The following is a 23774-nucleotide window of genomic DNA, read 5'->3' on the forward strand; positions in this document are numbered from 1 at the left end:
AGGACGAATACATGTCGGTTGAAAACGTATTGAAATCAATTCAAGAGAACAACATCGAGTGGGTAGATTTTCGTTTTGTAGATTTAGCTGGTCGTGCACATCACATCTCGTTGCCAGCTTCGGCTGTTGATGCAGACACGTTCGTAAATGGAGTAGCTTTTGACGGTTCTTCTATCCAAGGTTTCCGCGGAATTGAAGAGTCCGATATGGTTATGATGCCAGACCCTGAAGCGACTTATGTCGATCCGTTCACTGCACACCCTACATTGAATGTTATGTGTGACATCTTCACTCCGGATGGCGAGCGTTATGAGCGTGACCCACGCAGCATCGCTGTTAAAGCAGAAGCTTATTTGCAAGAGAGCGGTGTAGGTACAGCGGCATTCTTCGCACCTGAATCCGAGTTCTTCATCTTCGACGATGTACGTTATGAGAGCGGAACGAACAGCTCTTCCTACTATGTAGATTCCGAAGAAGCTTCATGGAACACTAACCGCAAAGAAGAAGGCGGTAACCTGGGCTTCAAAGTTCGCACTAAAGGTGGATATGTTCCAGTAGCGCCAGTGGATACACAACAAGATATTCGTAGCGAAATGTGTCGTCTATTGGAAGAAGCAGGCCTGTCGATCGAGCGTCATCACCATGAAGTGGCGACAGCGGGGCAAGCCGAAATCAACTTCCGTTTTGATACACTGAAGAAAACAGCAGATAACCTGCTTGCATACAAATACATCGTGCACAACACTGCACGTCAATATGGTAAAGTAGCAACATTCATGCCAAAACCATTGTTCGGTGATAATGGTAGCGGAATGCACGTTCACCAATCCATCTTTGATGGCGATTCCCCATTGTTCTATGACAAAGCGGGATATGCTAACCTGAGTGAAATGGCACTGCACTACATCGGAGGTATCTTGTACCATGCTCCGGCACTGATCGCTTTGACTAACCCTAGTACAAACTCGTTCAAACGTCTTGTACCTGGTTACGAAGCACCAGTAAACCTGGTTTACTCCAAAGGTAACCGTTCCGCAGCAGTTCGTATTCCGGTTGCAGCTGTGACACCGAAGGGTTGTCGTATCGAGTTCCGTACACCAGACTCCACAGCTAACCCTTACCTGGCATTCTCCGCAATGCTGATGGCGGGTCTGGACGGAATCAAACGTAAAATCAATCCAACTGAGCTTGGATATGGTCCGCTCGACAAAAACATCTATGACCTGTCTGATGCAGACAAAGAAAACATCCGCAGTGTGCCAGCTTCCCTGGAAGAAGCACTTGATGCTCTGGCAGCTGATAACGAGTTCTTGACTGAAGGCGGCGTATTCACGAAAGACTTCCTTGATAACTACATCAACCTCAAACGTGATGAAGCGAAAGCAGTAGCGATCCGCATTCATCCGCACGAGTACAGCCTCTACTTCGACTGCTAATCGGTCGGGGTCGGAACAGTTCTTCTTCCAACTTAAAGCCTCCGGGACACGCTCTCGGAGGCTTTTCCTTGAATTAAACAATGTAGTGCTTTAACTTTGCAGGGTGATAAAGGAATTTGATGACCTATATTCAACACTTCAGTGCATATTACCCTTGAAGCAGATAGAGAATACTGATATCATAGCGATAATATTCACTTTGAGTGCATTTTGCACAAATCCATAGAGCGACTTTCAATAAGTAAGATATAGATCAAAATGATTCAATTTGTCTATACGTTGGTTGGATCAGGATGCTTCTTCCTGTCCAACTCTTATACCCGTGAGCGATTCTAATCGAATTGTGCAAAATGCTGTTTGTATGTCAGAGTTACGGATGGAAAGGGCGGGGGATTTTGTGACAAAAAGAGCGTATAACTTTAATGCAGGACCTGCGGCGTTACCACTTGAGGTACTGGAGCGTGCACAGGCGGAATTTGTAGATTTTCGTAATACAGGCATGTCGATTATGGAGATGTCTCACCGTGGAGCGGTGTATGAGTCTGTACATAATGAAGCTCAGGAGCGGTTGTTGTCGCTTCTAGGCAGTCCAAAAGGATACAAGGTTCTCTTTCTGCAGGGCGGTGCAAGCACTCAGTTCGCGATGTTGCCAATGAACCTGCTCGGCGCAGGGCAGACTGCAAGTTACGTGATGACTGGCAGCTGGGCGAAGAAGGCTCTGTCTGAGGCGAAGTTGATCGGCGAGACACATGTTGCTGCATCTTCGGAAGCAGAGAAATTTATGAAATTGCCGGATGTTTCGAATCTGAGTTTGCCAGAACGTACGGCTTATGTGCATCTGACTTCGAACGAAACGATTGAAGGTACGCAATTCAAGTCGTTCCCGGATACCGGTTCAGTACCTCTGATTGCGGACATGTCGAGTGATATTTTCTGTAAACCATTTGATCTTAATCAGTTCGGCATGATCTACGCGGGTGCACAGAAGAACCTGGGTCCATCCGGAATTACGGTTGTAATTGCTCGTGAGGAACTAGTGAGCGAATCGCCTAAAACGATTCCAACCATGCTTCGTTACAGCACACATGTAGATAACAACTCCCTGTACAATACGCCACCTTCCTTCTCGGTCTATATGGTGAATGAAGTATTGAAATGGATTGAAGAACAGGGCGGACTGGCTGGTATTGAGCAAAAAAATACGAAAAAAGCGGAATTGCTCTATAACACAATTGATGCTTCCGGTGATTTCTACCGTGGTTGTGTTGAACAAGAAGATCGTTCCCTCATGAATGTAACCTTCCGTCTTGCTTCTGAAGAATTGGAGAAAAAGTTCATCAAGGCTTCGGAGGAAGAAGGATTTGTAGGTCTGAAAGGACATCGCAGTGTGGGTGGTCTCCGTGCCTCCATTTATAATGCTGCTCCTTATGAGAGTGTTAAGGCACTGACAGACTTCATGAGCCACTTCCAGAAGACAAATGGATAATTAAGTATAGGTACGGTGTAATGGACCTTTGTGTCTTATCCTGTGCCTTACCAGAGCCTTCCACATTGACGTGTGGAGGGCTTTTCTTTAAGATTAGAGGGTTGTCGTCAACATGAAATGAAAAGGAGATTGAACACATATGGCTTTACACATCGTTCTGGTTGAACCAGAAATTCCGGCGAACACAGGCAATATTTCGCGTACTTGTGCGGCAACCGGTACCCATCTGCATCTCGTACGTCCACTTGGATTTCGAACAGATGATGCTACATTGAAACGTGCAGGGCTGGATTACTGGCATGCTGTCCATATTGAATACCACGACTCATTTGCTGAGGTTCAGGAAAAATATCCGGAAGGTCGTTTCTTCTATGCAACTACGAAGGCCAAGAACCGATATAGTGATTTTAATTTTCAGGACGGGGACTTCCTCGTTTTTGGTAAAGAGACTAAAGGCCTGCCACCTGAATTAATTGCTGCGAATCCCGATACATGCATGAAAATGCCAATGACTGGTGACGTTAGATCATTAAATCTGTCCAATTCGGCAGCAATTATTGTATATGAAGCGTTACGCCAGCTCAATTTCCCGGGGTTAGAAGGATAAAATTTGGTTATAAATGACGGCTAGAATTCGGAAAAAAAACATTTTTCAAAAAAAAGGACAAAAAATGTTTATTTCCAGCAGGATTCGACAAAATCTTGGCGAATCTATAAACATAGTACAAATGTACCTAGAAATTTAGAGTAAGATAGGAGAGGTGTGCCGTAGCTATGAAGCCAGCTGGAGTAGTTCGCAAAGTTGACCAATTAGGTAGGATCGTATTGCCTAAATCTTTGCGTAAAAGGTATCAAATGAATGAGGGAGATCCTGTAGAAATCTTAGTACAAGGGGACCATATTATCTTGGAGAGATATCGTCCAAAATGTATTTTCTGCGGATCCATCGAGGAAGTCAACGAGTTCAAAGAGCGTTACATATGCGCACAATGTTTAGATGAAATGACTCAGCTTCCACAACACGGATAAGAAATAACGTCATGGGGTCCATTGACCCCGTGGCGTTATTTTTGTTTTATTCTCAATTGAATGGCATAATTGCAATTTGAAAAAAAGATAAAATACGTATACTAACGCTGGGTGTAAAGGGGTAAAACCTCATTCCACACGGCATTCAGGATGCCTTGCATATTTTCTTCCTCACTATTAATACATATGACAGCTTCCTTTGAGGGAATTATGATACACAACTGACCATAGGCACCATCGGCGCGGTAAGCGTCATGAGAACACATCCAGAACTGATACCCGTAACCTTTTCCCCAATCTCCTTCTCCAGTCGTTTCGATCTGCTGGGACGTAGCCTGTCGAATCCAATCCGCAGGTACAATCTGTCTGCCTTCCCAAAAGCCCTCCTGCAACAGTAACTGTCCAAATCGACTCAGTTCCTCATTGCTTATCCAAAGACCTGCACAGCCAAGCGTTACGCCGAGTGGAGAGGTTTCCCACTCTACATCATGGATGCCAAGCGGATCAAATAACCGTGGAGTCAGGTAATCTTTCACGGTTTGGCCGGTAGCAGCCTGTAGCATGGCTGAGATCATAAATGTATCCCCGCTGCTATATGTAAATTGTTCTCCAGGTACCCGGTCCAGAGGCAGAGACATATAATATTTCGCCCAGTCCTTTTCGGTCAATGAAGCTCGCTCATCAGCCCAAAGAGGGGGAGAGTCATGACCCGAAGACATTCGGAGAAGATCACTTAGTTTCAATTCCTGCGGCGATGGGAGATTGCGCTGTGCAGTCGGGACATGATCATAAGAGAAATAATCACCAAGTGTCGCATCCAGATGTATCAGACCTTCTTCAAGCGCAAGACCAACGGCCATACACGTGAAGGATTTACTGATGGAATGTTGTACTCTGCGCTGATCCTTATCCCGGTCCCAATGGGCAAGCAGATGCCCTTTTTGTAATATGCGAATGGAAAAAACGTTCAATTGTTGCTCCGTAATCGTATGAATGAAACCTTTGAGTTGCTCAGACATATTAACCTCCCTAATATCAGGTGAAACCTGAGTAAAATCGGTTGGTGAAACGTTTCCGTAATTCGAATGCAAAATCAGAACCCATGTTAGTATAAACCTGGTTTGGTGTCAATTAAAGTTGTAATAGTACTTACTAAATTTTCATTTTTTCGTAATAATAGTGTCTTTGGACGCAAATTTAGACTTAAAAGAGCATTTTTTCGAGAAAAAAACGCGAAATTTGTAAAAAGGTTATTGACAGGATTTACTCATCGGGCTTATGATTTATTCGAAACGATTCGAAGAAATCGCTTCCACATTAAAAGTGTTGTAATGAACTCCATGTGAATCAACGTTGGCTATGTTTTGAAACGATTCGAGAAAATCGTTTCGATAACCCATCGTAATACAAGGGAATCTACAACAGCCTGCAATCCAACGCCAGAGAAACGAATGAGTAAAGACAGCAGGCGATGATGAGAGGGGTTACATTTATGGCACATATAACGATCGAAACTGGATCGCCAACCTTATGCATGAATACCAGCATACATGTTGTGTCCAGTGACTCCGGAGAGACTTCAGGCGGTACACTATATCTGTTGCACGGGGCAGGCGATAATGCGAGTACCTGGCAGCGGTTAACCACAATTGAGATGTATGCAGCGCAATATGGCTGTACGATCATTATGCCGGAAGCGAATCGAAGCTATTACACCGATATGGAATACGGCCTGAATTACTTCCACTACATCACTCAGGAGTTACCTGAAATATGCAAGCGTCTGCTCAATCTGAATCCTGATCCGGAGAAAACATACGTCGCCGGTTTATCCATGGGTGGATATGGTGCACTGAAATGTGGACTAACTTATCCAGAGCGATATCGCAAAGTAGTGTCTCTATCCGGCGTAACGGATATCCAGACACGGCTTCATGATCCCCATATGCCAGCGACCATGATCAAGGAAATGAAAGCGGTTTTTGGAGAACGTTTACAGGTAAAAGCCGATCAGGATATTTACGCACTGTCGGCCAAGCTGCTGGAACAGGGTGTTCCTTTACCGGATATCCTCAGTTGCTGTGGCGATAGTGACCCCTTTGTAGAGATGAATCGCGACTATGCGAAATACATGCAGGGGACTGCCTTTGATTTTCGGTATGTGGAGACGCCGGGGGCTCATGAATGGAGATTTTGGGAGCACCACCTGAGAACGATGTTTGATTTTCTGTACAACGACAAGACCATAGTAGAGTGAGGAGATGCAATGTGAAACCTGCAGCCGAAGGACCTAGCAAAAAGCTGAAGGGAAACTTGAAGGGCAATTCGCTCTGGACTGAAATCTGGAAGCACCGAATGACATACACCCTGCTTATTCCGGGGCTTGTCTGGCTAATTCTGTTTGCCTACATGCCGATGGGTGGCCTGTCTCTGGCATTCAAAGATTACAAGGCCAACCTGGGCATCTGGGGAAGTCCATGGAGCGGATTCGAGAACTTCAAATATGTTTTCCGTGATCCAACCTTTATCGACGCAGTATGGCGTACGCTGTACATCAATATTCTGAAACTGATTATTCAGTTCCCGTTCCCAATTATTCTGGCACTGTTGCTGAATGAATTGCGGATGCGCAGAGGGAAAAAATTGTTCCAAACCGTTCTTACGTTCCCGCACTTCCTTTCCTGGATCATCGTATCCGGGGTAGTCATCAATGTGCTGGCATATGACGGACTGGTAAATAGCGCGCTCGGATTACTCGGATTGCCAACGATTAACTTCCTGGGGTCTGAATCCAACTTTGTACCCATGTTGCTGTTGACTGATATTTGGAAATCAAGTGGATGGGGCGCGATTATATTCCTGGCTGCCATTTCCGGTATTGATCAGGATCAGTATGAATCAGCACAGATTGACGGGGCTTCCCGTATGCAACAGATGTTCAAAATTACTTTGCCGAACATCCTTCCAACCATCACAATCATGTTTATTCTCTCGGTTGGTGGATTGATGTCTTCCGGGTTTGACCAGATCTTCAACTTGGCAAATGCCGCTACCAAAAATGTATCGGAAGTACTCGATGTATATATCTATCGGATTACGTTCCAGTCATCTACCGATTTCTCATTCTCGACAGCGGTCAGCTTGTTCCGTTCCCTGGTGAATATGGCCTTGCTGCTTCTTGCTGACAGATTTGCCAAGTGGCTTGGCGGAGACGGTTTGTTCCGATAAGAGAGGAGGAAAAATGAGATGAGCAAGAAAGCTAACAAAAAACCGAGAATTGGTACAGAAAAAATGACACTTCTCGATTACATTATTTTCGCCGTATTACTAGTGCTTGCCCTGATGATCCTGATTCCGTTCTGGAATGTCATCATGATTTCGTTTGCAACACAAAAAGAATATGCTGACAATCCATTTTTGATGTTCCCTAAAGAATGGACATTGGATTCCTACAAGGCATTGTTCGCTGACGGAACGATTCTGACGGGGTACAAAAATACAATTATATTGCTAGTCATCGGCTTGCCACTCAGCTTGTTCCTGACAACAAGCATGGCATATGGCCTTAGTCGCAACAAATTTCCGTTTAAGAAATTTCTCTTTTTCCTGGTACTGTTCACCATGATCTTTAATGGTGGTATCGTACCGCTGTACCTGATCATGAAATCACTTCATCTTACAGGTACGCTGTGGTCCGTTATCCTGGCGGGAAGCTTCAGTGCGTTTAACATGATTCTGATGATGAACTACTTCTACACCTTGCCTGAATCACTCATGGAATCGGCGAGACTGGATGGAGCCGGAGAGTGGAGAATTTTGTTCTCCGTTGTTCTTCCGCTGGCTACACCAATTATGGCTACAATCACGTTGTTCTACGGTGTAGCTTACTGGAACAGTTGGTATGATGCGATGATATTCCTTCGAAAAGCGGATCAGTTACCGCTCCAGAATGTACTCCGAAATATTATCGTGACATCTACGACGAATGCATCCAATGCATCCAGTGTGGATGCTGCCCAAGCAAGCAACTTCTCAATGGGTATGAAGATGGCGGCCGTATTTGTCACCATGGTACCAATTATGTGTTTCTTCCCAATGCTGCAAAAACACTTTGCCAAAGGGGTATTAACAGGGGCAATCAAGACCTGATATACGTATAGGATTTTGCAATAAAATTCTACTAAAAACATGGGGGTAAAACATGAAAACGAAAAAAAAGTTGTCAGTAAGAGCTCTCTTTGCCATCACGCTTAGTGTAGTTATGCTGATGGTGACCGCTTGTTCCAGTCAAGGAGCTTCAGGTGGTAACGAAAAAGATGCAGAGGGAAATTACAAAGACAACCTGACCATCTCTGTAGCTAACCTGACAGAAATCAAAAACGGGAACCTGGATAATGATTTCCACAAGTTCTGGACAGACAAATTTAATTTGACATGGGACTACAACTATATCGATTGGGATTCATGGGGCGAGAAGCTTCGTCTGTGGATCAACTCTGGCGACTTGCCGGATGTAGCGGTATGGAACTACGTACATGGCGATGCCATTAACAGCATTGAACAAGGTTTGTTCTACAAATTCCCGGATGACTGGAAAGAACGCTGGCCTAACGTGGCAGCAGCTTACAATTTGACGGGTCTTGGAGACAAGTTGGAAGAATTGACAGGTGGAACATATGTCCTGCCTAGACCAATCTATTTCGAGAACAAACCGGCTGACCCACTCACGAACCAAATTGGTGTCATTGCGCTTCGTAAAGACTGGGCTGAAGCGGTTGGTTTTGAACTGAAAGATGCTTATACAACAACCGAATTGAATGAATATGCTGCGCTAGTGAAAGAAAAAGATCCAGGCAAAGTGGGTAACAAACTTGTACCTCTGTCCTACAATGCGGCAGATGCTATGACAAACATGATTATGCCAAACAGTGTGCATGCCATGACTGACTCTCCGTTCTACAAAGGTGAAGATGGCCAATTCCACTGGGGACCAGCAGATCCTGAAACGCTGACAGGACTTAAATTGATGCAAAAAGCCTATAAAGATGGACTGCTCAATCCTGAGTTCTACACATGGAAAAACAATGAAGGTCAAAACAACTTCAAAGTAACAGGTACAGCTGCTGTAACAAGTCTGGGCGGACTGGCTTCCTACAGACAAGGTCTGGATTCCGATATGAAAAAAAATCTGGGTGTAGATAGTGATGAACTGGTACACACAGCAATCGTAGTAGGCGATGACGGTAAATACCGTAACATGGAACAAGCCAACTTCTGGTCTGCATTGATCTTCAATCCAGACATTAGTGACGAGAAATTCGAACGGATCATGGATCTGATCGATTACTCCGCAACAAAAGAAGGACAGTTGCTCATCAACATGGGCTTTGAAGGAAAAGATTGGAAATATGATGAAAACAACGAACTCGTTAGCTTGTTGCCAGAAGGAACGGTATTGGAAGATAAATATCCAGCTCGTTTCGAAGGTCTTTATCTGCTTGGTGACGACTTCAGTGTTGTAAACCCTGCAATCAAAAAAGATTACCGTGATAGAGCCGTGAAATTGTTCGAAGAAAAAGCAAAACTTGGTACAGAAGGCAAATCGCTTGCACCATACGATTGGGATGTCAACCTGTACGATTCCAAAGCTAAGAGTCAGGCTTCATTTGACTACCAGAATGAATATGCCAACTTGATCCTCAAAAACGGAGATCTAGAGGCAAACTGGAAAGAATGGGTAAACAGTAAAATGTCCCTGGTTCAACCTTATCTGGATGAGCTAAACGATAAATTCTAGTAATCATTCAGTAATTAATTTTGAACCCGGTGCGCGGTCTCTCCCCGAACGCAGCCGGGTTCTTTATTTCAACAACTTATAGTGGAGGATACGATTAGATGAATAACGAGCAGTTGCTAGATCTGGTAAGACAGATGACGTTGGAGGAAAAAACAGCTCAGCTTCTTCAGTTGACTGCCAACTTCTATGAAGGAACAAATGTTGAAGGTCAGATCACAGGGCCGATGGAAGAGATGGGAATTACGGAGCAGTCCGTAGATGCCAGTGGGTCCATTCTGGGGTTGTCCGGTGCGCAGGCCATCATTGATGTACAGCAAGCTTATATGCAAAAAAGCCGTTTGGGCATTCCGCTTTTGTTCATGGCTGACGTAGTTCATGGATTCAAAACCATTTTCCCGATTCCACTGGCGATCGGTTGTTCATGGGACACAGAACTGGCTGAGAAAAGTGCTGAAATTGCAGCACGTGAATCAGCTGTATCCGGTTTGCATGTTACCTTTGCACCTATGGTGGATCTGGTTCGTGACCCGCGCTGGGGCCGTGTGATGGAAACGACAGGAGAAGATCCTTATCTGAACAGTTTGTTCGCGGCTGCGTTTGTACGTGGATATCAGGGCGACAGCTTGAAGGGTGAGCCAGATCGTCTTGCAGCCTGTGTTAAACACTTTGCGGCTTATGGAGCGGCTGAGGGTGGTCGGGATTACAATACGGTGGACATGTCTGAGCGTAACCTGCGTGAGTACTATTTGCCAGCGTACAAAGCAGCGTTGGATGCGGGCGTGGAAATGGTCATGACTTCGTTCAATACGGTTGACGGTATTCCGGCAAGTGGCAATGAGAAGTTAATGCGCGGTATTTTGCGTGACGAGTGGGGCTTTGATGGTGTGTTAATCTCGGATTGGGCTTCCATTCGCGAGATGATTGCGCATGGTGCTGCAGAAGATGATCGTGAAGCGGCATATCGTGCCATTCGCGCAGGAGTAGATATGGAGATGATGACACCTTGTTATGTGCATCATTTGCCTGAACTGATTGAGAGTGGTGAAGTGGATGAGAAGCTCATTGATGAAGCCGTTCTGCGAATTCTGCAACTGAAAGAAAAGCTGGGATTGTTCGATAACCCACTTCGTGCAGCTGATCCTGAACGTGAACGTGAGATTGTATTCTCCAAAGAGCACCGTCAGGTATCGTATGAACTGGCAACGAAATCAGCTGTCCTGTTGAAGAATGATGACAGCGTGCTTCCACTTCAACCTGACGCTAATGTAGCCCTTATTGGTCCTTTTGCACAGAGTCCTGATATTTTGGGCTGGTGGTCCTGTGAAGGAGTTAAGGAAGATGCAGTTAAGTTGGGAACAGCTCTGCAAGAACGCCTGACGGGTGGGAAAGTTCAATTTGCTCAAGGCAGTAATGTTCATACGATTACAGCTGAGCAGATTGCCGAAGCCCTGGAAGTGGCAAGCAAAGCAGACCTGATTGTCCTTGCTCTTGGTGAAGACTCCGAGATGAGTGGAGAAGGTGGCTCGCGCACGGATATTCGTCTGCCAGCAGCCCAATTGGAATTGGTTAAACAGCTCAAAGCAGCGGGAAAACCGATTGCCAGCGTTATTTTTAACGGCCGTCCATTGGATCTGCATGGTGTAATCGATGAATCGGATGCCGTTCTTGAAGCCTGGTTCCCGGGTAGTGAAGGCGGAGCGGCGATTGCAGATGTTCTGACAGGTGGAGTGAATCCATCCGCACGTCTGACGATGTCCTTCCCGCAGTCCGTAGGTCAGATTCCGGTCTATTACAACCATTTCAATACAGGTCGTCCACTGAACCCGGAGAAGACGGAAGAACGTTATGTCTCCAAATACATTGACAGCCCGAATGAACCTTTGCTTCCGTTCGGTTATGGTCTCTCATACACTTCGTTCTCTTATGGTGATCTTGAAGTGTCAAGTAATGAGATGACTACCGAAGAGTCCCTGAGCATTCAAGTACATGTAACAAACACGGGTGAGCGCGCAGGCGTGGAGACCGTTCAGTTGTACGTTCGTGATGTAACGGGTGAAGTCGTTCGTCCTATGCGTGAGCTGAAAGGATATGTGAAGCTTGCACTGGCGCCAGGCGAGAGTGGTACAGCCACGTTTACGTTAAATGAAGAACAGCTTCGTTATCACCATTCTGACTTAAGCTACCGCAGTGATCGAGGCGAGTTCCATATTCTTGTGGGTGCAAACAGTCGGGATACTCAGAAGAAATCATTCAGACTTGTTTAATCTGATGAATGGAAAGAGTAATGTGTCAGGCCTTTTGTTATGGAAGGCCTGATGAACATAACAGGGGAGCGAAGAATGTGGTCAGTATCAAGGATATCGCCAAACAGGCGGGAGTTTCCATCTCTACTGTGTCATATGCGCTGAATGGCAGCAACAAAGTGACCGATGAGACGAGTTCCAAAATTTTGGCCATTGCCAAAGAACTGAACTATGTTCCAAATGCCGCAGCAAGAACACTGAAGAAGAGGGAATCCAAAATTCTAGGTGTATTCTTGACCGATTTTAGAGGAGATGTGTATGGAGACTTGCTGAGTGGCATGAAAGCCGTATGTAATGCTCAAGGTTATGACCTGATCGTGTGCAGTGGTAAACAATCCCATCGTATGCTTCCAGAGAGAATGATTGATGGTGCGATCATTCTGGATCATACGTTTGCAAGTGAGGAACTAATGCAGTATGCCGATCGTGGGCACAAAATCGTTGTATTGGACCGTGAGATGGATCATCCCAATATTAATCAGGTTCTGCTGGATAATAAAGCCGGGGCGACACTTGCGATGGAACATCTGATTGAACAGGGACATAAGAAAATCTACGTGGTGACAGGACCGGAAGGTTCGTTTGACTCTGTGCAGCGGTTAAAGGCTGTGAGACAGGTTGCAGAACGTGAAGCCGGTGTGGAATGGATTGAGATCACGGGAGATTTTGAGAAGAGTAGTGGAGAACAAGCCGCAGATCAGATTGTGCAGGTGTATGATGGACCTGCAGCGGTATTCTGCCTCAATGATGAGATGGCTATTGGCTTGTGTGATCGTCTGGCAGACAGTGCACTTGGCGTTGGTCAAGAGATTGATGTCATCGGATTCGACAATATTGAATTGAGCAAATACGTCCAGCCGAGATTGGCAAGCATTGATTATTCCAAGCGCAAGTGGGGATCGCTCGCTGCTGAACAATTGATCAAAATTATTGCTGGAGAACCCGTTGATCATGAACGAATTTATGTGACATTAGTTGAGGGTGGGTCGGTGAGTGGGCCTATTTCGGCTGATTCGGTTATATCTATGCGGAATGACCGGGCGGTTAGCTATTGATCCCGAATACAGCAAGAGACAAGGCTTAGAAGAATCGAATCATTCTTTTAAGCCTTGTCTCTTGTTATTTCGAGGATGAAGCAATAGAAAAAGCCTCTCCGGAGAGAGGCTTGGCCTTTACAAGCCTTTTGTTTTGTCATTGTTGTAGGATGAAGTGAGAATGCCTGTAATGAAGAGAGTCAATACGATTGCAATAATCCAGAATGTCAGTGAAAATGACATGCCCTTCGCACCTCCTGCACAAGCTCATTTTCTTCTATTATAACCATTATAGGTAGAAAAGAAATGCTTCACCCTATTATTTGTAAAATAAAAAGTGTGTGGGAACCGGTCTGAGGCTGCCATCTGAAGGGTTATTCACAACCCGATTATTCAGAATAAGCGAGGATGATCCACCGCCATCCAGATTATAGGCGTCAATCACCCCAAGCTTGTACAATCGCCCTTGCAACTCTTCAAGGGTAGCACCGGAACTTCCGCCCTCATTATATCCGTCAACTACAATAATCAATAACTGATCATCTTTATAATTGCCAATGACTGTACGTGGTGCTCGTTTGGGTGATACTTTCCACTTGTCGGGAATTGGGGGTTTCCGCCCATTCTGTAGCAGCACCGGAACAAACGTAGCCCCGAATTGTGGTTGCAGGCGATCCAGTGAGTTTTTGTCGAAGAACTTGCCTCCGACCAGTTTACCGGCATCGTTAAGTCCTACAAAAAACAGATCTTTGAAACTGGCCTGAAAACCGTTCACGTACTTCCCGTCCATGACGGTTGTGCTAAGTGGATAACGTTTGCCCCCACTGTCAGCAAATCCACCTGCGTTAATCCCGGCAATTGCGCCGTTACGCTTCACAGCCTGCATGGTCGTCTCAGAACGCCCAGGTTCACTGTCTAGAGCCATCTGCATGGCAGTAGGGTCTTTTAGCTTGATCTTCATGGCATAGCCCTTATAGCTGCCAGGATTCACTCTGTACATTTCAATCGTTAGCCGGTCACTGTCTACCCGTTCAAATGGAACGCCAAGCTTGGATGAAATCCGGTTGTTGTAAATCTTTTCCGGACGATCCGCTTGGGTGGAAGCCTTCTGCACAAGTGTAGACATCGTACTTGTTGTTTTATTATAGAGCTGTGTCGTTCTTTTAATAGAAGAAGAAGTCTGGACAGCAGCATCTTTTGCCCCCGCAAGCTCTTGGCTAATTGCTTGGGTCCGGGGTGTAATCGTATCCTCTGACGGTTCGGTAGGCATCAAACCTCCGGGTTCAAGTGGAGGACGAAGCAGCAGCAGGCATAATATCAATCCAACAAAAGGAGCGAGTGCAAGCATAAAAAAACGATTAACCTGTTTGACGGGTGTAATCATTTGAGCAGGTCCATCTTTTTCTGGAGTGTCTCCAGTTGTTTTTTGACTTCGCTCAGCTGGGTATACAGTTTGTTGCTGTTATCCGTTTTGTCACTTGCATTATCCTTGGTGAAAGTCAGCAATTCATTGAAGGATTGAACCTGTCCCTGCAGGTCTTCTACTTCCTTTGATATCGTTGTTAGCTGATTTTCGTAGTCGGTTTTTAGCGCTGCAATCTGCTGCTGATTATGGGCTTGAAGCTGGTTAATCATCTGTTGCTGGAGATGGTTACTATAATAGTAGGTTCCAACGACTCCTAGTGCAATGAGAACAATCCACATTACCAGAAACAGCTTGATTGAAGATCCAGCCTTGCCTTTGGCGCTCCGGGTGTGATGGATGTCAGAGGACGGGGCAGATGGTTTCATATCATCACTCCTGGTCATTTATAGGTACAAAAAAATTTCCAGTCCTCATTCTATCATGCCCCTATTGATTACGCAAAAATGAAATTCTTTACTTAATAGAGTAAAAAGAGATTGCATCGGAAGGAAGTCCTAGGATACAATTTCTTATAGATGCAATAAGTAGGAACTTTGGGCAGGTTTTTCGACTTTTTTAGATAGAAATGCAGGAAATTTATACTATATTTTGACCTTTCCGGGGATGGAAAGATGGACGTCATGGTGTTTTTATAACAAAATACAGTGAAAATAGAGCTTTTTTATCGGCTTCCTCCTGTATTTTTCTGTTTTTCGACATAATCCGACCTATGCTTCTTCTATACTCGGATTGTCGCATAGACGATGAAATCATCATGACAGAATTTAAAAGTTATTTGTCCAATACATAACAGGGGGAACAACAATGAAAAAAGTATGGCAGGTGGTCATCATAGATATCCACCCCACCAGCATGCTCGGTACAAAATTGATTTTGGAAGAGCAGCAAGATCTGACGGTACGTGGTATGACTTCGACCGGAACAGAAGGGCTCGATCTGGTGAATATTCACCAGCCTGATCTGATTCTGATGGATTATCGTCTTCCGGAAGGTCAGGCAGATCAATATATTGCCCAGATGAAGAATCTGTCAGCTCACAGTCACATCATTATTTTGACGGATGAAGACAATGTGAAGCTGTTTCGTCATCTGATGAGCCTTGGTGCAAGCGGCATGTTATCCAAACAGGCTTCCCCTAGCCAGCTGATTCATCTGATCTCTGGATTGCGTGAGGGCCATGTGTCCATTCCATTGTCGTGGTTAAACAGTGCGGAGTGGGCGCAACCTGTGGAGTCTCCGACAGAAGCACGTGTCATTGAATTAACAGAAACCGAAACTTTTATCATGGAAAGAATTGTTCAGGGTGTAACCTATGATAAAATAGCGAATGAGATCAACGTTAGCAGACGTTCCATTGATAATTACCTGCGTAAAATATACGTGAAGCTGGAAGTGAGCAGTAGAGCACAGGCCATTGAACGTTATGCCTTGCATGCAAGACAAGTGAAGACGGGATCCTGACGAAACAGGTCTGTTCTTCCCATGATCACAACAGTTCGGTATGCATCCGGTCATATTCGATGGTGAGCAGGAATAGGTTGTAGGGCTGCGGACTGCGAGTACAGTTTCGGAATAGGGACGAAAGGGGAACGGATCGATGAAATATTTCTTTGCTTCCCGTACCAACAGGCTTTTGTCATCACCACTGAGGGATATACGTGAGATGTCTGGCAGGGATTATTTCATTTCTCTGGCGGAAGAATTGCCTGCGGAGGAGTTGTTTCCTTTCAAATTGTTGGAAGAAGCGGCGGTGTCTGTCTTTAGTTCAGGCCCTTCCGCATTGCAATATGGAGAGCCAGCAGGCTACACACCCCTAAGAGAGTGGTTGAACAAAGACTGGAATGCACGCAAAGGCATACGAACGGTACCCGAGCAGATTCTGTTGACCACTGGTACCCAGCAGGCCATCGATCTGGTGATGCGTCTATTGCTTGAGCCAGGAGATTCTGTACTGGTTGAACATCCCACATCTCCAGGCTGTCTTGAGGTTCTGGAGATGCAAGGAGCCAAGATTGTGCCCGTAATGGGTGATCGGGACGGCATACTGCCAGACCTTTTAGAGCATCACATGCAGCAGGTTAGACCGAAGCTGCTTTTTGCTGCACCCAGTTTCTCGAATCCGACCGGTGCTTTGTGGAGTATGGAGCGGCGGGAGGCAGTCCTTGAGCTGTGTTCGCGCTATGGTGTACTGCTTGTGGAAGATGATTCTTACGGAGAGCTCCATTTCGATGGCCTTGAGCCAACGGAATTCTATCGTAAATATCCTTCACTCTTTGCACTGGATACTGCCGATCAGGGTGGACATGTTCTCTACATTGGTTCATTCAGCAAAACAGTAGCGCCCGCTCTTCGAACCGGATGGGCCGCTGGACATCCTGCGCTGATTCAGGCAATGGCCTCGGTTAAACGAATTGCAGATGGTCAGTCCAGTCCGATGAATCAGCGGCTGTTATATCAATTGCTTGCTCATTCCCCTTTTCGTTGGAGTGATCACTTATCCATGTTGAACCGGGAGTATAAGACAAGACTCAAACTGATGCTTGAACTGTTGAAGAGGCCGGGCTGGAAAGGGTGTCAGTACAATATCCCTGAGGGCGGAATGTATCTGTGGGTACAGTTGCCGGAAGGATTGGATAGTGGCGCTCTGCTTAAAGCGGCTTTGCCCAAAGGTGTATCCTTTCTTCCTGGATCACTATGCTCCACAGGTGTACAGGATCAACGTTACATCCGATTGAACTTTAGCCATCCGGGCCGTGATGAATTGCTACTTGGCATGAACCTGATCAGTGAAGCCATTTCCGAATTTACGGCTCGTAGCTAAGTCAGATCAAAATAGATTTTGTAGCAAAAATTAAAATTGGTTCATGACCAAAGTGATTACGTTATTGCATCCACTAACATTTTTATATATAATATGAATTAATGAGTTGTTGGTTTCTTTATATAAGCTACAATGGTGGCCAGTTCAGGAAAAGCACTCATATATTTTATTTAACGGGGGAAAATTCAACATGTCTAATATTTTATTTGTTAAAGCAAATGACCGTCCTGCAGATCAAGCAGTCAGCGTTAAATTGTACGATGCATTCTTGAGCGCATACAAAGAGTCCCACCCAGGTGACACAGTTACTGAGTTGGATCTCTACAATACAGAATTCCCATTCTATGGTAACACTGCTATCACAGGTACTTACAAAGCAGCTAACGGTTTTGAACTGACAGCTGACGAGCAAAAAGCAGCTTCACTTGCAGCACAATTGCAAGATCAATTCCTGGCAGCTGACAAAGTTGTATTTGCATTCCCACTGTGGAACTTCACTGTTCCAGCTCCATTGGTAAACTACATTGCTTACCTGAGCCAAGCTGGTAAAACATTCAAATACACTGCTGAAGGTCCTGTAGGACTTGCTGGCGACAAAAAAGTAGCTTTGCTTAACGCACGTGGTGGCGTTTATTCCGAAGGCCCAATGGCAGCTGCTGAAATGTCCCTGAACTTCCTGAAAACAGTTCTTGGCTTGTGGGGCATTCAAAACCCTGAAGTGGTTATCGTTGAAGGACATAACGCTTCTGCAGATCGTGCTGAAGAAATCGTTACTGCAGGTCTGAAATTGGCTTCCGAAGTAGCAGTAAAATTCTAATAACAATCTTCTATATAGAACACATCAAAACACCTGTAGTCTCCAGTGGAGATTACAGGTGTTTTTTTTGCATTCTCATTTTTCATATCACTTACTTCGAGTGATTCCATATCAGACATGGCCTGTATTTTTTAAGTAAGCTTCTGCTGCTTCAGCAATGTGTGCAAGGTCGTCCTTATTTTCACCAGATACAGAATACGTTACATCGAGTTCATTAATGGTTCGTTCAATCATATCATTATCCTCAAGCATGTGTGCATGCTCGGTTAACGCCTGTACTCCCTTAATCGTCAGAATATACTTTCCACGGGAGAGGCGTTCAAACCAGCCATAATAATTTTTTTGCAGAATTGCTGCGGCAGAACCTACGCCTGTCTGTCTGGCAAGGTTGGCCGGAGAGGCTTCTCCGTTCGTCCGTAGAGCGGATGCGACACGCAAAGCCTTCTCACGATATGCTGTGACCAGCTGTCTTCGTGTGCTGCCTCCCGTATTGTAGTCTCCGCTGCGTTCGTCGAATTCCTTGAGCAATCGTTTCCGCCGAACACCGCTTTTACGGGCAACCTGATTGGGGCCAGTGAGGGGGATCAGGGCGGAGGGCTCGCACAATACATCAATCAGGGGAGCTTTGGTTTTGTAAAATGTGACAGTCAGCAGCCCCAGACCGAGCTGTCTGCATAGTGCGGTCAGTTCGCTCCAGCGTTGGTTCACGGCTCCGCGTTTACTGCGATTGCGCTCGACGGCCAGATACACGAACGGGCTAAGTTTCAAGCGCTGCATGCCCTGCAGCAACAAGGAGAGGTTAAATGTTTTTTTCATCTCCACAATGAGTGGTTCGTCCTGGTCCGATCTGACTCCGACGAGGTCACAATGTCTGACTTCCGCCTTGACGTCGAAGCCACGTTGCTCGAAAAAAGCCTTCACAGGAGAATATAATTCGGTTTCGTATTTCACTGCCATCGTCCGTGCTCCTTTCCAGAAGTGGCCTGTCTCTGACCATGTGTTGTCCGGTTTCCTGAATTTAGAACCCTCATTATATCATATTCGTTCTTTTTTTTCTGAAGGCACAAGATGTCTGATAGAACAGGGAAAAGCCAAAATTCGAAGCGGTTGATTGAAAAAAAGAGGTCAACTTATCCGAATTGCCGCATAGGTATGTAATACACTTTTCACAACAAAACAAGACGTTTGGACAGAGGGTGGCGGGACTACACAGGACCGCAAGATTGGTATTCAAGCAGGAGCCGCAATTCTATTGATTTCTTCATACCATTCGGAATGGTTGACAATCACACTAAAGGAGCCATGGGAGGTACCAAGCATGAATATTTTTGAACGCGTTGCGGAACATCGGGCAGAGAGTGACCGTTTGACATGGAACGGAACATTTGAAGATTATATTGCACTGCTGAGAGAGGACCCGACTCCGGCAATGACGGCTCACGCCAGAGTGTATGAGATGATTGAATCGTTTGGGGTGGAAGAAGTAGGTGGGCATAAGCGGTACAAGTTTTTTGAACAGGAGATCTTTGGGCTGGACCGTTCGATTGAAAAGTTGGTTGAAGAATACTTTCACTCGGCTGCACGCCGTCTGGATGTACGGAAGCGGATCTTGCTCCTGATGGGTCCTGTAAGTGGAGGGAAATCGACGCTGGTGACGCTGCTGAAGCGGGGGCTTGAACAGTTCTCGCGGACAGAGAAAGGTGCCATATACGCCATTGATGGATGCCCGATGCATGAGGAACCGCTGCATTTGATTCCGCTGGAGCTTCGTCCTGAAGTGGAAAAGGAAATTGGAGTCCGTATTGAGGGTAACCTTTGCCCATCCTGCCAGATGAGACTCCGTACCGAATATGGTGGTGATATCAGCAAGGTACCGGTGGAACGGGTCATTGTTTCCGAAGATAATCGCGTGGGAATAGGAACGTTCAGTCCATCCGATCCGAAATCACAGGATATTGCCGATCTGACGGGGAGTATCGACTTCTCCACCATTACGGAGTTTGGTTCCGAATCCGATCCACGTGCCTATCGTTTTGATGGGGAGTTGAACAAGGCGAACCGTGGGTTAATGGAGTTCCAGGAGATGTTGAAATGTGATGAGAAATTCCTATGGAATCTCCTGTCGCTCACGCAGGAAGGAAATTTCAAAGCGGGACGTTTTGCCTTAATCAGTGCGGATGAAATGATTGTGGCGCATACGAATGAATCGGAGTATAAGTCTTTTATCTCCAACAAGAAGAATGAGGCACTGCAATCCCGGATGATTGTCATGCCGATTCCGTACAACTTGAAGGTATCCGAGGAAGAGAAAATCTATGCCAAGCTCATTCAGCAAAGTGACATGAAGCATGTTCATATTGCACCGCATGCACTGCGGACTGCAGCCATTTTTTCCATACTTACCCGCTTGAAGGAAACGAAGAAACAAGGCATGGATCTCGTTAAAAAAATGCGCATGTATGATGGTGAAGAAGTGGAAGGATACAAAGAAGCTGATCTGCGCGAGATGCAAAATGAGTATCTGGATGAAGGGATGTCCGGCATTGATCCACGGTATGTCATTAACCGGATCTCCAGTGCTTTGATTAAGCAAAATCTTCAGTGCATTAACGCGCTGGATATTCTGCGGGCGATCAAGGATGGTCTGGACCAACATGCCTCGATCACGAAGGAAGAGCGGGAGCGTTATCTGAACTTCATTGCTCTTGCACGCAAGGAGTATGATGAACTGGCCAAGAAGGAAGTGCAGAAAGCATTTGTTTACTCATTCGAGGAATCCGCAAGAACGTTATTTGAGAATTACCTCGATAACATTGAAGCATTCTGCAACTGGTCCAAGATGCGTGACCCGCTCACGGATGAAGAGATGGACCCGGATGAGCGTTTGATGCGTTCTATTGAGGAACAGATCGGGATTTCCGAGAATGCAAAGAAAGCGTTCAGAGAAGAGATTCTGATCCGAATCTCGGCATACTCCCGCAAGGAGCGCAAGTTCGAATACAGCAGCCATGACCGTTTGCGTGAAGCGATTGAGAAAAAGTTGTTCACCGATCTGAAAGATATTGTCAAGATCACAACCTCAACCAAAACACCGGATGCAACACAATTGAAACGTATGAATGAAGTCATTAAACGTTTAATTGAGGAACATGGATACACCGCAGCCAGCGCGAATGAACTGTTACGTTATGTGGGTAGTCTGCTTAATCGCTAATCGGCAACGAACCATTCCGGATCAGGCTCCTGATGCCTGTTGTGAGGCTCCTTCACAGCAGGGTCAGGGCCTTTTTAATTACATGAAGGTCATATTAGTCTAAAAAGCTGACAAATAAGGTTAATTTTAAAGAGAATTAGTTCTAATGGTATATGTATATTTAGGTATTTTAGTCTATAATCAATACATATATTTACAATTTAAAGTAATTTAGTGTTTATTAAGGAGCTGACTGAACCAGATATGAGCAGTATTTCCGCAACAAGACAGAAGCAACTTGATTACATGGGATTAACCGCAGGGGATCTAAAACTGCTTGCCGATCATCGGCCTGTTTTTAAAAAAGTCGTTAATGAAGTGGTGGATCATTTCTACAATCATGTGGGGAATTATCCTGAATTGGTAGATCTGATCGCTCGATTCTCTACCATTGATCGTCTAAAAGAAACACAGAAGATGTACTGGTTATCAATGACGGATGGAATCGTGGACGACGCATATATTGAGCAACGGATTGCGATTGGACTTGTGCATTCACGGATTGGTCTGTCTGAAGATTATTATCTGGGTACCTATATGGTCTACCTGGATATTGCAACGAGCATATTCCAACAGGTTATCCCTGATTCCTGGCATCTTGTCATTCAAGCGCTCAGCAAAATGTTTAATCTGGATTCACAGCTTGTCCTGGAAGCCTATGAGAAGAAAGAAAAAGAAAAGTTACATCAGCTTGCCGATGACCAACAACATACATTACAGGCAATTACGCAGATTACCCAAGAGCTTACAGGCATGATTAGTGAATTAAATGAAAGTGCAATGGCTATATCGAATGTTGCCAAAGAAACAGCGGCTTCTCAGGATCAGGCTCAGGTTATGCTTACCGAATTAACAGGAGAGATCCAGCAGATCGGAAAAATGGGTGAACTCATTCGCGAGATATCGGATCAGAGTCATCTTGTCGGCCTGAATGCAGCGATTGAAGCTGCTCATGCAGGAGAGTTTGGACGTGGCTTCGAAGTAGTTGCCAGTGAGGTGCGCAAGCTTGCAGCCAGTTCCCGGGATGCACAGGGTAAGATTCAGTCTAATCTGGAGAAGATCATGAAGAAACTGAGCAGTGTGCAGCAGGAGTCGGATCATACGTCTCGCGGAGCACGTAGCCAAGCTTCACGCTCGGCTGAACTCGCTGTATTTGCAACAACAATGGAGAAACTGTCTCTGGATTTGAAGAATCTGGAACAGCAGGAATAGAGCTTAAAAGCATTAGGAACCTTCCATACCGTTTCAGGCTGTTTTAAGCTATAATGGGTAGACAAACCTGCCGATGTTATAGAAAATGCAGCCGGAGACAGGGGATTCGAAAGAGGTTGAGGTGATCAGATGGCTTCTATCCATGATGTAGCCAAGGAAGCGGGAGTATCTGTTGCAACCGTTTCCAAAGTGATAAACGATTATCCTGATGTAAGTGAAAAAACACGCAAAAAAGTCAATATAGCCATCGAATTATTGAAATATCAACCCAATGTGGTCGCACGTGGACTTGTCAAACGCCGTTCATGGACGGTGGGAGTACTGTTAACAGTTCCGTTTACGAACCCTTTTGTGTCGGAGTTGCTGGAAGGGATCAAGACAGCGCTGGAGAACAGTGGATATGACCTGGTCCGGTTGTCTACTCGATTCGATGATCCGGCGTACTCGTTCATCAAACATTGCCGCAGTCGTAATGTGGATGGCGTAGTGGTATTCGGGGAAGGCAGAGAAAACGCGAGTATTCAGGAACTGGTGGATGCAGAGATTCCAACGATGTTTGTTGATACGGACATGTTGGGCAAACGTGCCGGTTACATTACTACGGATAACGCGAACGGGATCTCGATGGGTGTCAAACATCTGCATGAGCTTGGGCACCGCAAAATTGCCTATATCTCAGGGACACTTGGACCTGCTGTAGCCAATCTGCGATTGGAAGGATATCGGGAAGGGCTTCGAGAATGCGGCATCCCGTATTCTACGGTATATCTGGAGATCTGCGATTATTCCTTCGATGGAGGAAGCAAGGCTGCCCGACGATTGCTGGCACTTCAGGATCAACCAACGGGAATTGTCTGTGCATCAGACATGTCTGCCTTTGGTGCGATTCATGAAATTGAAAAGCATGGACTGAGTGTACCAGAAGATATCTCGGTTGTCGGGTTCGATAACACGTATTATGCTGAGGTATTCAAACCGGGGTTGACCACGGTGAATCAGAATATCTATTCCATTGGCATTAAGTCCATCGAATATCTGATTGCCATGATTGAGAATCCATCTTATTCTCCCCCTGTGGTGACGGAACCTTCCAATCTGGTCATCCGTCAGACGACAGCACCTTTAAAAGCTTAAAAACGTAAATAGTAAAGATGTTTACA

Annotated in this window: 20 protein-coding genes; 16 read left to right on the forward strand and 4 right to left on the reverse strand. The window is 45.5% G+C overall.

From position 1 onward, the window contains the following. Positions 1–11 precede the first annotated feature (11 nt). The 4 genes from glnA to MHI52_RS09440 all read left to right on the forward strand — a co-directional run bounded on the left by glnA (position 12) and on the right by MHI52_RS09440 (position 3951). Positions 12–1436: a type I glutamate--ammonia ligase gene (gene glnA, locus MHI52_RS09425; RefSeq protein ID WP_340032324.1), complete on the forward strand. Its 1425-nt coding sequence runs from the start codon at positions 12–14 to the stop codon at positions 1434–1436. Positions 1437–1833: 397 nt separating this feature from the next. Beyond that, entirely contained in the window at positions 1834–2922 is a 1089-nt protein-coding gene (gene serC, locus MHI52_RS09430; RefSeq protein WP_076252731.1) for a 3-phosphoserine/phosphohydroxythreonine transaminase, read from the forward strand. Positions 2923–3061: 139 nt separating this feature from the next. Next, entirely contained in the window at positions 3062–3529 is a 468-nt protein-coding gene (gene trmL, locus MHI52_RS09435; RefSeq protein ID WP_017689589.1) for a tRNA (uridine(34)/cytosine(34)/5-carboxymethylaminomethyluridine(34)-2'-O)-methyltransferase TrmL, read from the forward strand. Between the two features lie 167 nt (positions 3530–3696). After that, complete coding sequence (locus tag MHI52_RS09440; RefSeq protein ID WP_036610032.1) at positions 3697–3951, forward strand: AbrB/MazE/SpoVT family DNA-binding domain-containing protein; 255 nt, start codon at positions 3697–3699, stop codon at positions 3949–3951. Positions 3952–4052: 101 nt separating this feature from the next. Here MHI52_RS09440 and MHI52_RS09445 read toward each other — a convergent pair whose 3' ends face one another. Next, positions 4053–4970: a serine hydrolase domain-containing protein gene (locus MHI52_RS09445; protein WP_405158917.1), complete on the reverse strand. Its 918-nt coding sequence runs from the start codon at positions 4968–4970 to the stop codon at positions 4053–4055. A gap of 473 nt (positions 4971–5443) precedes the next feature. Here MHI52_RS09445 and MHI52_RS09450 point away from each other — a divergent pair, with 473 nt between their 5' ends. From MHI52_RS09450 to MHI52_RS09475, 6 genes are all read left to right on the forward strand, one after another. After that, positions 5444–6208: an alpha/beta hydrolase family protein gene (locus MHI52_RS09450; protein ID WP_076318319.1), complete on the forward strand. Its 765-nt coding sequence runs from the start codon at positions 5444–5446 to the stop codon at positions 6206–6208. A gap of 11 nt (positions 6209–6219) precedes the next feature. Continuing rightward, a complete protein-coding gene (locus tag MHI52_RS09455; protein ID WP_405158918.1) occupies positions 6220–7179 on the forward strand; it encodes an ABC transporter permease in 960 nt (319 codons plus the stop codon). An 18-nt stretch (positions 7180–7197) separates the two neighbouring features. Beyond that, a complete protein-coding gene (locus MHI52_RS09460) occupies positions 7198–8100 on the forward strand; it encodes a carbohydrate ABC transporter permease (RefSeq protein WP_036610027.1) in 903 nt (300 codons plus the stop codon). Positions 8101–8152: 52 nt separating this feature from the next. Then, positions 8153–9748 (forward strand): ABC transporter substrate-binding protein, encoded by a 1596-nt coding sequence (locus tag MHI52_RS09465; RefSeq protein ID WP_076252415.1) that lies wholly within the window; start codon positions 8153–8155, stop codon positions 9746–9748. Between the two features lie 98 nt (positions 9749–9846). Then, positions 9847–12012, forward strand: a complete 2166-nt coding sequence (gene bglX / locus MHI52_RS09470) for a beta-glucosidase BglX (protein ID WP_405158919.1) — start codon at positions 9847–9849, stop codon at positions 12010–12012. A gap of 77 nt (positions 12013–12089) precedes the next feature. Continuing rightward, positions 12090–13106, forward strand: coding sequence for a LacI family DNA-binding transcriptional regulator (locus MHI52_RS09475; RefSeq protein WP_282322110.1), 1017 nt, complete (start codon positions 12090–12092; stop codon positions 13104–13106). Positions 13107–13404: 298 nt separating this feature from the next. Here MHI52_RS09475 and MHI52_RS09480 read toward each other — a convergent pair whose 3' ends face one another. Together MHI52_RS09480 and MHI52_RS09485 are read right to left on the reverse strand one after the other, a co-directional pair. Beyond that, positions 13405–14469, reverse strand: a complete 1065-nt coding sequence (locus tag MHI52_RS09480) for a phosphodiester glycosidase family protein (protein ID WP_405158920.1) — start codon at positions 14467–14469, stop codon at positions 13405–13407. After that, complete coding sequence (locus MHI52_RS09485) at positions 14466–14876, reverse strand: uroporphyrinogen-III C-methyltransferase (protein ID WP_017689578.1); 411 nt, start codon at positions 14874–14876, stop codon at positions 14466–14468. Before MHI52_RS09485 ends, MHI52_RS09480 begins: the two co-directional genes overlap by 4 nt. Positions 14877–15315: 439 nt before the next feature. On the opposite strand from MHI52_RS09485, the gene MHI52_RS09490 reads away from it, so the two are divergent. From MHI52_RS09490 to MHI52_RS09500, 3 genes are all read left to right on the forward strand, one after another. Next, complete coding sequence (locus MHI52_RS09490) at positions 15316–15972, forward strand: response regulator transcription factor (RefSeq protein ID WP_017689577.1); 657 nt, start codon at positions 15316–15318, stop codon at positions 15970–15972. Positions 15973–16108: 136 nt separating this feature from the next. Then, on the forward strand, positions 16109–17332 hold the full coding sequence (locus MHI52_RS09495) for a PLP-dependent aminotransferase family protein (RefSeq protein WP_036610015.1): 1224 nt from the start codon (positions 16109–16111) through the stop codon (positions 17330–17332). Between the two features lie 190 nt (positions 17333–17522). Then, on the forward strand, positions 17523–18149 hold the full coding sequence (locus tag MHI52_RS09500) for an FMN-dependent NADH-azoreductase (RefSeq protein WP_036610012.1): 627 nt from the start codon (positions 17523–17525) through the stop codon (positions 18147–18149). A 111-nt stretch (positions 18150–18260) separates the two neighbouring features. Here MHI52_RS09500 and MHI52_RS09505 read toward each other — a convergent pair whose 3' ends face one another. After that, on the reverse strand, positions 18261–19106 hold the full coding sequence (locus MHI52_RS09505) for a DUF2161 domain-containing phosphodiesterase (protein WP_127544391.1): 846 nt from the start codon (positions 19104–19106) through the stop codon (positions 18261–18263). 361 nt (positions 19107–19467) lie between these two features. Here MHI52_RS09505 and MHI52_RS09510 point away from each other — a divergent pair, with 361 nt between their 5' ends. The 3 genes from MHI52_RS09510 (at position 19468) to MHI52_RS09520 (ending at position 23748) form a co-directional block, all read left to right on the forward strand. After that, on the forward strand, positions 19468–21363 hold the full coding sequence (locus MHI52_RS09510; protein ID WP_036669848.1) for a PrkA family serine protein kinase: 1896 nt from the start codon (positions 19468–19470) through the stop codon (positions 21361–21363). A 243-nt stretch (positions 21364–21606) separates the two neighbouring features. Next, entirely contained in the window at positions 21607–22614 is a 1008-nt protein-coding gene (locus MHI52_RS09515; RefSeq protein ID WP_036669849.1) for a globin-coupled sensor protein, read from the forward strand. A 129-nt stretch (positions 22615–22743) separates the two neighbouring features. Next, positions 22744–23748 carry a LacI family DNA-binding transcriptional regulator gene (locus MHI52_RS09520; RefSeq protein WP_017689571.1) on the forward strand — a complete coding sequence of 335 codons (1005 nt, stop codon included), beginning with the start codon at positions 22744–22746 and terminating at the stop codon, positions 23746–23748. The last annotated feature ends 26 nt before the right edge of the window (positions 23749–23774 follow it).

This window comes from Paenibacillus sp. FSL H8-0283 (genome assembly GCF_045040675.1).
Lineage (GTDB): Bacteria > Bacillota > Bacilli > Paenibacillales > Paenibacillaceae > Paenibacillus > Paenibacillus amylolyticus.

Coding starts and splice junctions, on each gene's coding strand:
- MHI52_RS09450 (WP_076318319.1), top strand. CDS start 5,444: ATGGCACATATAACGATCGAAACTGGATCGCCAACCTTATGCATGAAT.
- bglX (WP_405158919.1), top strand. CDS start 9,847: ATGAATAACGAGCAGTTGCTAGATCTGGTAAGACAGATGACGTTGGAG.
- trmL (WP_017689589.1), top strand. CDS start 3,062: ATGGCTTTACACATCGTTCTGGTTGAACCAGAAATTCCGGCGAACACA.
- MHI52_RS09485 (WP_017689578.1), bottom strand. CDS start 14,876: ATGAAACCATCTGCCCCGTCCTCTGACATCCATCACACCCGGAGCGCC.
- glnA (WP_340032324.1), top strand. CDS start 12: ATGTCGGTTGAAAACGTATTGAAATCAATTCAAGAGAACAACATCGAG.
- MHI52_RS09505 (WP_127544391.1), bottom strand. CDS start 19,106: ATGGCAGTGAAATACGAAACCGAATTATATTCTCCTGTGAAGGCTTTT.
- MHI52_RS09515 (WP_036669849.1), top strand. CDS start 21,607: ATGAGCAGTATTTCCGCAACAAGACAGAAGCAACTTGATTACATGGGA.
- MHI52_RS09445 (WP_405158917.1), bottom strand. CDS start 4,970: ATGTCTGAGCAACTCAAAGGTTTCATTCATACGATTACGGAGCAACAA.
- MHI52_RS09500 (WP_036610012.1), top strand. CDS start 17,523: ATGTCTAATATTTTATTTGTTAAAGCAAATGACCGTCCTGCAGATCAA.
- MHI52_RS09460 (WP_036610027.1), top strand. CDS start 7,198: ATGAGCAAGAAAGCTAACAAAAAACCGAGAATTGGTACAGAAAAAATG.
- MHI52_RS09465 (WP_076252415.1), top strand. CDS start 8,153: ATGAAAACGAAAAAAAAGTTGTCAGTAAGAGCTCTCTTTGCCATCACG.
- MHI52_RS09490 (WP_017689577.1), top strand. CDS start 15,316: ATGAAAAAAGTATGGCAGGTGGTCATCATAGATATCCACCCCACCAGC.
- MHI52_RS09520 (WP_017689571.1), top strand. CDS start 22,744: ATGGCTTCTATCCATGATGTAGCCAAGGAAGCGGGAGTATCTGTTGCA.
- MHI52_RS09480 (WP_405158920.1), bottom strand. CDS start 14,469: ATGATTACACCCGTCAAACAGGTTAATCGTTTTTTTATGCTTGCACTC.
- MHI52_RS09510 (WP_036669848.1), top strand. CDS start 19,468: ATGAATATTTTTGAACGCGTTGCGGAACATCGGGCAGAGAGTGACCGT.
- MHI52_RS09440 (WP_036610032.1), top strand. CDS start 3,697: ATGAAGCCAGCTGGAGTAGTTCGCAAAGTTGACCAATTAGGTAGGATC.
- MHI52_RS09495 (WP_036610015.1), top strand. CDS start 16,109: ATGAAATATTTCTTTGCTTCCCGTACCAACAGGCTTTTGTCATCACCA.